General features: G+C 69.9%; 9 protein-coding genes and 1 tRNA gene. 4 read left to right on the forward strand and 6 right to left on the reverse strand.

What is annotated here, in order from left to right:
* The 6 genes from HW578_RS18620 to HW578_RS18645 all read right to left on the reverse strand — a co-directional run.
* The coding region (locus HW578_RS18620) for a DUF3592 domain-containing protein (RefSeq protein ID WP_198372212.1) at nucleotides 1–814 on the reverse strand (814 nt) is incomplete at its 3' end.
* Between the two features lie 53 nt (nucleotides 815–867).
* Entirely contained in the window at nucleotides 868–2,163 is a 1,296-nt protein-coding gene (gene hisD / locus HW578_RS18625; RefSeq protein WP_198372213.1) for a histidinol dehydrogenase, read from the reverse strand.
* A complete protein-coding gene (gene hisG, locus HW578_RS18630; RefSeq protein ID WP_198372214.1) occupies nucleotides 2,160–2,867 on the reverse strand; it encodes an ATP phosphoribosyltransferase in 708 nt (235 codons plus the stop codon). Before hisG ends, hisD begins: the two co-directional genes overlap by 4 nt.
* Before the next feature lie 6 nt (nucleotides 2,868–2,873).
* Nucleotides 2,874–4,133, reverse strand: a complete 1,260-nt coding sequence (gene murA, locus HW578_RS18635; RefSeq protein WP_198372215.1) for a UDP-N-acetylglucosamine 1-carboxyvinyltransferase — start codon at nucleotides 4,131–4,133, stop codon at nucleotides 2,874–2,876.
* 3 nt (nucleotides 4,134–4,136) lie between these two features.
* Nucleotides 4,137–4,691: a dCTP deaminase gene (dcd, locus tag HW578_RS18640; protein ID WP_198372216.1), complete on the reverse strand. Its 555-nt coding sequence runs from the start codon at nucleotides 4,689–4,691 to the stop codon at nucleotides 4,137–4,139.
* Nucleotides 4,692–4,774: 83 nt separating this feature from the next.
* Nucleotides 4,775–4,954 carry a hypothetical protein gene (locus HW578_RS18645; protein WP_198372217.1) on the reverse strand — a complete coding sequence of 60 codons (180 nt, stop codon included), beginning with the start codon at nucleotides 4,952–4,954 and terminating at the stop codon, nucleotides 4,775–4,777.
* 150 nt (nucleotides 4,955–5,104) lie between these two features.
* Here HW578_RS18645 and HW578_RS18650 point away from each other — a divergent pair, with 150 nt between their 5' ends.
* From HW578_RS18650 to HW578_RS18665, 4 genes are all read left to right on the forward strand, one after another.
* Nucleotides 5,105–5,731: a Hint domain-containing protein gene (locus HW578_RS18650; RefSeq protein WP_198372218.1), complete on the forward strand. Its 627-nt coding sequence runs from the start codon at nucleotides 5,105–5,107 to the stop codon at nucleotides 5,729–5,731.
* 65 nt (nucleotides 5,732–5,796) lie between these two features.
* Nucleotides 5,797–5,871: transfer RNA gene (locus HW578_RS18655), tRNA-Thr, on the forward strand.
* Between the two features lie 92 nt (nucleotides 5,872–5,963).
* Nucleotides 5,964–7,532, forward strand: a complete 1,569-nt coding sequence (locus HW578_RS18660) for a DUF6538 domain-containing protein (protein ID WP_198372219.1) — start codon at nucleotides 5,964–5,966, stop codon at nucleotides 7,530–7,532.
* Between the two features lie 884 nt (nucleotides 7,533–8,416).
* A complete protein-coding gene (locus HW578_RS18665; RefSeq protein WP_198372220.1) occupies nucleotides 8,417–8,605 on the forward strand; it encodes a hypothetical protein in 189 nt (62 codons plus the stop codon).
* Nucleotides 8,606–8,709: the final 104 nt, after the last annotated feature.

Below are 8,709 nucleotides of genomic sequence, written 5' to 3' on the forward strand. Positions count from 1 at the left end.
GTCCGGTGGCTGCGCCCCGTAGCAGCAGCGGCACCGCCACGGCCGCCACGGGGCGCAGCCACCGGACCGCGGGCCGGTCGGGCATCGCGCGCTCAGGCTGGTCGCGCCGGTAGCGCATCGTCACGCGGGTGCCGGCCGGCGGCTCCGCGCGGCGGCTCGGGGTCGGCGGCTCCACGATGAGCACCCGCCCGTCCTCCGCCGTGAAGCGGATGCGCGGCGCAAACAGGGTCTCGGCGCTGCCCCCCGCGCTGCTCCGCGTCACCGCGCGGTGGCCGATCACCTCCCCTTCCGTGCGGATGTTGGCCCGCTCGAGCGCGAAGGCCTGCTGGATCTCGTTCACCGCAACCAGCGTGGCGACGAGCAGCACGAGCGCCACCCCCGAGCCGGCCAATGCGACCATCAGCCAGCGCGGCTGCCCCGCTGCCAGCATCCAGCCGAAGGCCACGAAGGCGATTCCGAACGGCAGCGCGATCAACGCGCCCAGGATGTGGAGCGACAAGGAATCGATGCTCGCCCGGGACGGGTCTGCCGGGTCGTAGCGCACGCGCACGGAGTCCCCCGCGGCGAAGCGCATCCAGCCGTTGGGCCGCCGGGCCGGCACGCGCATCTCCTCGCCGGCCGTGGTGACGAACTGGATGTCGGCGACATGGAAGACCGATCGCCGGCGCCGCTCCGTTCGCATCTGCTCGACGCGTCCCTCGGCCGTCTCGGCGCGCGCGAAGAAGACGACGTCCGCGGCGACCGCGTAGAGACCGACCGAGGCGGCGGCGAGGCCGCCCAGGATGAAGACCGCGCCGATCAGCAGCCTCGGCATCCGCGATCCTGCCCTGGCCGGCGGCCTCCACATGGCGATCGCCGACCGCGGCGTCAGGCCTGGCCGAGCCTGAGCGCGACGCTGCGGGCATGGGCGGTCAGGCCCTCGGCCTCGCCCAGCGCGACGGCGGCGGGGCCGACCGCGGCAAGGGCCGCCGCATCGGACTCGACCCATGTGGTGCGCTTGAGGAAATCGAAGACCGACAGGCCGGAGGCGAAGCGCGCCGTGCGCCCGGTGGGCAGCACGTGGTTCGGCCCGGCCACGTAGTCGCCCACCGCCTCGGGGCAGAAGCGGCCGAGGAAAGCGGCGCCCGCGTGGCGCACCTGCGCGAGCAGCGCGCGGGGGTTCTCCACCATCAGTTGCAGGTGCTCGGGCGCCAGCCGATTGGTCAGCGCCGCGGCTTCGTCGAGGTCCCGCACCAGGATGATGGCGCCGTGGCGCGACCAGGATTCGCCGGCGATGGCGGCGCGCGGCAGGTGGCGCAGCTCGGCCTCGACCGCGGCCGCGACGGCGTCGGCCAGCGCGGCGTCGGGGGTGAGCAGGATCGACTGCGCGCTCTCGTCGTGCTCGGCCTGGGCCAGCAGGTCCACCGCGACATGGCGCGGGTCGTTCTGCGCATCGGCGATCACCACCACCTCGGACGGGCCGGCGATGGAATCGATGCCCACCCGGCCGAAGACCTGGCGCTTGGCTTCCGCCACATAGGCATTGCCGGGCCCGACGATGCGATCGACCGGGGCGAGGGACGGCGTGCCCCAGGCCATCGCCGCCACCGCCTGCGCGCCGCCGATGCGCAGGATCTCGGTGACGCCGGCGCGCTTCGCCGCGGCGAGCACCAGCGGGTTCAGCACGCCATCGGGGGTGGGCACGCACATGGCGATTCGCGCGACACCGGCCGCGCGCGCCGGGATGGCGTTCATCAGCACCGAGGACGGATAGGCCGCCTTGCCGCCGGGGACGTAGATGCCCACTGCATCGAGCGCGCCCCAGCGCATGCCGAGCGTCAGGCCGGCCGCATCGGCGTATTCGAGGTCGCGCGGCAGCTGCGCGCGGTGGAAGGCCTCGATACGCTCCGCGGCCAGGTTCAGCGCAGAACGCAGTTCGGGCCTGATCGACGCGTCGGCGGCCTCAATCTCGGCCGGGGTCACGCGCAGGGCGGCGGCGCCCGCGGGGGTCCAGCGGTCGAAGCGGGCGGTGAGGTCGAGCAGCGCCGCATCGCCGCGCGCGCGGACATCCGCGATGATGCCGGCGACCGCGGCATCGACGCGCGCGGTGGTCTCGCGCGCCTCGTCGAGCAGGGCGGCGAAGGCGGCCTCGAAGCCGGGATCGGTGGTCGAGATCCGCTTCATCGCGCGTCGCGTTCCGCGAGTGCCGCGCGGAAGCGCGCGATCCAGGCGCCGATCGCCTCCGGCCGCGTCTTGAGGGCGGTGCGGTTGACGATCAGGCGGGAGGTGACGTGGGCGATCACCTCGCCCTCCCGCAGGCCGTTGGCCTTCAGCGTCGATCCGGTCTGCACCAGGTCCACGATCAGCTTTGCGAGGCCCATGGAGGGGGCGAGTTCCATCGCGCCGTTCAGGTGCACCACCTCGGCCTGCACGCCGCGGGCGGCGAAGTGGCGCTGCGCGATGTTGGGATACTTCGTCGCGACCGTGATGCGCGACCAGCGCGAGGGATCGTCGGGCTGCGCCGCCACGGGCTCGGCGACCGAGACGCGGCAGCGCCCGATGCCGAGGTCGAGCGGCGCGTAGATCTCCGGGTAGTCGAATTCCATCAGCACGTCGGCGCCGCAGACGCCGATCTGCGCCGCGCCATGCGCCACGAAGGTCGCGACGTCGAAGGACCGCACGCGGATCACGTCGAGTGCGGGGTCGTCGGTCGGGAAGCGCAGGCGGCGGCTGCTTTCGTTCGCGTAGTCGGGCGCGGGCACGATGCCGGCGCGCGACAGCACGGGGCCGAGTTCATCGAGGATGCGGCCCTTCGGCAGCGCCAGTACGATCGGGCCGGCATCCTCGGGTGTCGCGGGGGAGAGCGGGGTGGGCATGGCGTGGTCCATGGCGGCTCAGCCCGGCAGGCGTTCGATGTCGGCGCCGACGGCGGCGAGCTTCGCCTCGACATGCTCGTAGCCGCGGTCGAGGTGATAGACGCGGTTGACGATGGTCTCGCCCTGCGCTGCGAGGCCCGCCAGCACCAGCGAGACGGAGGCGCGCAGGTCGGTCGCCATGACCGGCGCGCCGGCCAGGCGCGGCACGCCGCGCACGATCGCCGAATGGCCATGGTAGTTGATGCGCGCGCCCATACGCAGCAATTCGGGCACGTGCATGAAGCGGTTCTCGAAGATCGTCTCGGTGATCATCGAAGCACCCTCGGCCACGCACATCAGCGCCATGAACTGCGCCTGCATGTCGGTGGCGAAGCCGGGGAAAGGTTCGGTCACCACGTCGGTGCCGCGCAACCCGTTGAGGCGCGAGACCTTCAGGCCGCCATCGGCCTCCGCCACATCGACGCCGGCATCGCGCAGGATGCGCACCACGGCGCCGAGGTGATCGAGCCGCGCGCCGCCCAGCAGCACCTGCCCGCCGGTGATGGCGGCGGCGCAGGCAAAGGTGCCGGCCTCGATACGGTCGGGGATGATGGGATGCACGGCGGCACCGAGGCTGCCCACGCCCTCCACCACCAGGCGGTCGGTGCCCAGGCCCTCGATGCGCGCGCCCATGCGCATCAGGCAGGCGGCGAGGTCGGTGATCTCGGGCTCGCGCGCGGCGTTGACGATCTCGCTGGTGCCCTTCGCAAGCGTGGCCGCCATCAGGATGTTCTCGGTCGCACCAACCGAGACCTGCGGGAAGATGATGCGCGCACCCTTGAGCCCGCCCGGGGCCTTGGCCTCGATGTAGCCGGAAGTGATCTCGATTTCCGCGCCCATCTGCTCGAGCGCCTTGAGGTGCAGGTCCACCGGCCGCGTGCCGATGGCGCACCCGCCGGGCAGCGAGACCCGTGCCTGGCCAAAGCGCGCCACCAGCGGCCCCAGCACCAGCACCGAGGCGCGCATCTTGCGCACCAGGTCGTAGGGCGCCTCGAGGTTGGTCGCGGCACCCGAGAGCGTGATGGTCCGCGCGGCCTTGTCGCGCGACACGGACAGCCCGTGCTGGGCGAGCAGCCCGGCCATGGTGGTGACATCCGCGAGGTCGGGCGCGTTGGTGAGGGTGAGCGGCCCGTCGGTGAGCAGCGCCGCCGCCATCAGCGGCAGCGCGGCGTTCTTCGCCCCGGAGATCGGGATGGTGCCCGACAGCGCGCGGCCGCCGCGGATGCGGATACGGTCCATGGCCTAGAGCCTCGGCAGCGCGACGCCGCGCTGGCCCATATATTTGCCGCGCCGGTCGGCGTAGCTGACTTCGGGCGGGCTGGCGCCTTGCAGGAACAGGAACTGGCACACCCCCTCATTCGCGTAGACCTTCGCGGGCAGGGGGGTGGTGTTGCTGATTTCGATGGTGACCTGGCCTTCCCATTCGGGCTCGAGCGGCGTGACGTTCACGATCAGCCCGCAGCGCGCATAGGTGGACTTGCCGAGGCAGATCACCAGCACGTCGCGCGGGATGCGGAAATACTCTACCGTGTGGGTCAGCACGAAGGAATTGGGCGGGATGATGCAGACCGGCCCGCGGCGGGTGACGAAGCCGTCCTCGCTGAACTGCTTCGGGTCCACCACCGCGTTGTCGACATTGGTGAAGATCTTGAACTCATCGGCCGCGCGGGCGTCGTAGCCGTAGGAGGACAGGCCGTAGGAGATCACGCCCTCGCGCCGCTGCGCCTCGACGAAGGGGTCGATCATGCCGTGTTCCGTCGCCATGCGGCGGATCCAGCTGTCGGGCATGATGGGCATGGCGTTCGTGCGGCCTCAGGGTCGAGGACGGGCGGGCGGGCCGGAGCCGACGCGCCGGCCCCGGGCGCCCCGGGGCGGCCGGATTAACCCATGGGCTTTTCGCCGGCAACCTTGGCGGGGGCGTCCTCCTGCGGCGCGGCCTCGCGCGCGCGGGCCTGGGCCTTGCGACGCTTGAGGTTCTCGCGCAGCGCGGCGGCCAGGCGGGCGGCGCGTTCGCTGGCAGCGGCGGTACCGGTGCGGGCCGATTTGGGCACGTCAGACATTCCTTCTTTTCCCGCGCTGCGTGTTGAAGGGCAAGCGACGCTCCCGTCCTGCGTTCACTTGTTGTTGACGATGCGCGTTTTCGGATGGGCGCTTGATGCACCGCAAGATAGATAATGGACAAAACAAAAACATGACAAGGAACGTGGGAAATGCACGGCAACCAGGGCGCTGGGCGTTACAAAGGTTCCGGAACGGCGCACTGCCAGGTGCCTGATGTCTGCGCGTTCACGGGCCTCATTCCATCCTGCATGGCCGTTACAATTGAGGGCGAGCGCAGACTCGACAAGATTTACCCTGGCGACATTCTTCTCGTGCTTGGCCGTATTGGTTACAGCCCGGTGCAGAGGGTCACGGAAGTCGGGATCGACCTGTCGCTGCGGCCCGAGGCACGGCCGCTCCTCATCCGCACCGGCGCGCTCGACGCCCGCTCGCCGATCCGCGACACCGTTGTCGCGCCACAGAGCCTGCTCTGCCTCGACGAGGTCCTGGTGCCCGCCGCCGCGCTCGTGAATGGCCGAAGCATCCTGCCGGCGCCGGTCTCCGGGCAGGTCCGCTACCTTCACGTCGAGATGTGCGTCCATGAAATGATCATCGTCGACGGCATACGCGTGGCGACCGAGCCGGCGGGCGATGGATTGTGCCGGCCGCTGCTGGAGGCGCCGGAGGCCCTCGACCGGATCCGCGCTTACATCGCGGCGCGGATCGACCGGCCGGAGGCGCCAGGGAGCCTCGGCCAGCCTGGCATTCCGGGGCCGCGCCTCGGCCGTGGGCCCTGACGCGCAGCGCGGGCTTGCACTGTCCGTCCCGTCCGCCTAGACAACGCCCCGCCCGCGGGCCCGGCGCTGTTGTAGCTCAGTGGTAGAGCACTCCCTTGGTAAGGGAGAGGTCGAGAGTTCAATCCTCTCCAACAGCACCACCTTAGGCCCTTGATGGGCCTTGGAAATCAGGCGAAACAAGGGTTTGCGTGTCTCCGGTGATACATCCGGGTGATACATCTTGGCCCTTTCGATGACCCGACCGACGAAGCATCCGACGACCGGTGTGTATCGCATCCGGAAGGTGGTTCCGAAGGAGCTTCGGCCCATCATCGGGAGCGCCGAGCGCATCATCAGCTTGCGGACTAAGGACCCCACCGAGGCAGCGAAGCGAGCCCCTGCGGCGCTGCGGAAGATCGAGCATGAGTTCGCGACTGCGCGTGCCGCTCTTGGTCCTGTGCGGCGCCTGACGCATCGCGAGGTGGTCGCCCTGTGCGGTGCGCTCTATCGGGAGACTGTCGCGCATTGGGAGGACGATCCGGGAGCGCCGGAAGAGTGGGAGCTATTCGCGGAACACCTCTACGCCGAGCTTGAACGCGACGATGCGACGGGCGATGCGGTGGGGCCAAGCGCGGCCGACCTCGCGGACGCACAGCGCCTCACCCGACAGCACGGCATCGCGGCCGACGCGGACAGCATCAGGCGCATCGCGGTGGCCCTCTACGGGACCAAGCTCAAGGCGGCCGAGACGCTGCGGCGCCGGGCGGAAGGCGACTACTCGCCAGACCCGCACGTCGCCACGTTCCCGCCCATCATCGTCATGCCTGAGGCCAGCGCAGCGCCATTACCCTGCACCTCCCCACGCGCCGAACCTCGCGTTGCGCCACTGACGGGGGAGAAGCTGCTGGACGCATGGGCGGCTGAGACGCAGCCCGCGCCCGCGACGGTCAAGAAGTATCGCGGCACTTTCCGGAACCTTGCTCGTATCCTCGGCTTCGATGACGTGCAGCGCATCACCGCCGATGACGTGGTGAGGTTCAAGGAGGCCCGCCTTGCGGAAGGCAAGGACGTGGGCACGGTCGCGGATGATGTCTTGAACGCGGGCGCTGTGTTCCGCTGGGCGGAGAAGAACCGAAAGGTCGCGGGCAACCCGTTCTCCGGGATGGCCCCGAAGGTGAAGCGTCGCGGGCCCGCACCGCGCGACCCGTATTCCGATGATGACGCGAAGCGCATCCTCACCGCCGCACGGCAGGAGACGGGGGCACTGCGTTGGCTGCCCTGGTTGCTGTGCTTCACCGGGGCCCGCCTCGGGGAGCTTGCGGAGCTTCGGCGCGGTGACGTGCGGCAGGAAGCGGGCGTGATGATCCTCGACATCCGACCGACCGAAGCGCGAGCCGGGAAGAACGAGACCATGCAACGCATGATCCCGCTGCATCCTGCACTGATCGCGGAGGGCTTCCTTGGCTACGTCGCGGACCTTCCCGCCGATCCGCTTGGCCCGTTGTTCCCGAGCATCGTCGCGTCGAAGGACGGGACGCGCACGACCAACGCGCAAGCCGAGCATGGGCGATGGATGCGCGATGTGGTCGGCATCAAGGACCCGAAGAAGGCCCCGGCGCACTCGTGGCGGCACCGCATGGAGGACGAGCTTCGCAAGGCGCGGGTCTCGCACGAAGCGCAAGACGCCATCACCGGCCGGTTCAACCCGAGGAACGCGGGTGCGGGATACGGCAAGGGCTTTCGAGGGATGCCCGACGAGGTGTTGAAGGACCTTGAGCGGGTGCCCTCGCCGGTTCCGCCGCTGCCCGAGTATACGAAATAGGCGCCCCTTCCCTACAGACCAAGCGCGTGGACGGGGGGCGGGGAGGGCGCCCGCTCCGTTGTGGCAATAGTCAGGACTACCCCTCAGACCAAACCTCGGGGGCCCTTTGCGGTGTAGTCGCCGCTGCACTGGAAGGGGGTAGGGGCCAGGTAGGAAGTTAGGGGGGCCTACCCCACGCACCGAGCGCCGAGGATTAGGGGGGGCCTCCCCACGCACCGAACAACAGCACGGGGGTTACCCCCTATCTCCACTGGGGAGACCGCGCGGAGGTTACCCCTTCCCTCCCCACAGCCCGAGCGCCGAGGGTTAGGGTGACCCTCCCCACAATAGGGGGTCACTCCCCGATGGAGACCGCGCTGAGGCTACCCGCCCCCTCCCCGTGGACAGACATCGGGCCGCCTCTTTGCGGTGTAGTCAGGTTGACCGATGCGGGCCCGGAAGGGCTGGTGCGAGTTTGGGGCAATCTCCCCTCGTAAGGCACCGCGCGGAGAATAGGGCCGCCCACCCCAAAAATATGGGGTCGTTCCCCACGGTGGCGGCGCGGGACCACAATACCCGGTCGTTCCCCATCAAGGCGGCTCGCGGAATACCCTGTCCCTCCCCACGCCCCGAGCATCGCGGGCCACGGCCCAATACGGGGGAATACCCCACCAGGAAGGCACAGCGCGGGAGTTACCCCGGCCTTCCCCACGGATCACAACAGTTTCGCCCTGGCAGGCAAAGACCACAGCCGGGGTCGCTTGAAGGACTGTGCGGCACCCGCCGCGTTCCCTTCATGCGTCCCCGTGCTGTGCGGTCTCTCGCGGCCGGGGCTGTTTCGCGGCGTGTGCAGTTGCGACCGCCACGCCTGTTTCCCATCAACCTTTGTCTCTGCCAGGACACCAATGGACTTCGACAACATCCGTGACGCCTTCGCGCGTCGCGGCATCAACGCTTCCGCATGGGGCCCCGTGATGGGCCGCCGTGCCAACTACGCCCGCCCGCTTCCGCCGCTAACTTCACACACCGTCGCCACGCTCCGCACGTCATGCGGGCGCGACGTGAAGATGGTGTCAACGCCGGTTGAATTCTGACCCGCTTTGCGTGGGGTCGCCGATCGAAACCTGACCCATGTGATGCCCGGGGTGGGGCTCGCCCCACCCCGGGCGGCGCCTCTCAACGGCTTTCCTTCTTCGCC

Origin of the sequence: Roseomonas rosulenta (assembly GCF_016106005.1) — a bacterium.
GTDB classification, from domain to species: Bacteria; Pseudomonadota; Alphaproteobacteria; order Acetobacterales; family Acetobacteraceae; genus Neoroseomonas; species Neoroseomonas rosulenta.

Excerpts from the sequence above, each read along its gene's own strand:
- HW578_RS18665 (WP_198372220.1), top strand. The coding sequence starts at position 8,417 with ATGGACTTCGACAACATCCGTGACGCCTTCGCGCGTCGCGGCATCAAC.
- dcd (WP_198372216.1), bottom strand. The coding sequence starts at position 4,691 with ATGCCCATCATGCCCGACAGCTGGATCCGCCGCATGGCGACGGAACAC.
- HW578_RS18660 (WP_198372219.1), top strand. The coding sequence starts at position 5,964 with ATGACCCGACCGACGAAGCATCCGACGACCGGTGTGTATCGCATCCGG.
- HW578_RS18645 (WP_198372217.1), bottom strand. The coding sequence starts at position 4,954 with ATGTCTGACGTGCCCAAATCGGCCCGCACCGGTACCGCCGCTGCCAGC.
- murA (WP_198372215.1), bottom strand. The coding sequence starts at position 4,133 with ATGGACCGTATCCGCATCCGCGGCGGCCGCGCGCTGTCGGGCACCATC.
- hisG (WP_198372214.1), bottom strand. The coding sequence starts at position 2,867 with ATGGACCACGCCATGCCCACCCCGCTCTCCCCCGCGACACCCGAGGAT.
- HW578_RS18650 (WP_198372218.1), top strand. The coding sequence starts at position 5,105 with ATGCACGGCAACCAGGGCGCTGGGCGTTACAAAGGTTCCGGAACGGCG.
- hisD (WP_198372213.1), bottom strand. The coding sequence starts at position 2,163 with ATGAAGCGGATCTCGACCACCGATCCCGGCTTCGAGGCCGCCTTCGCC.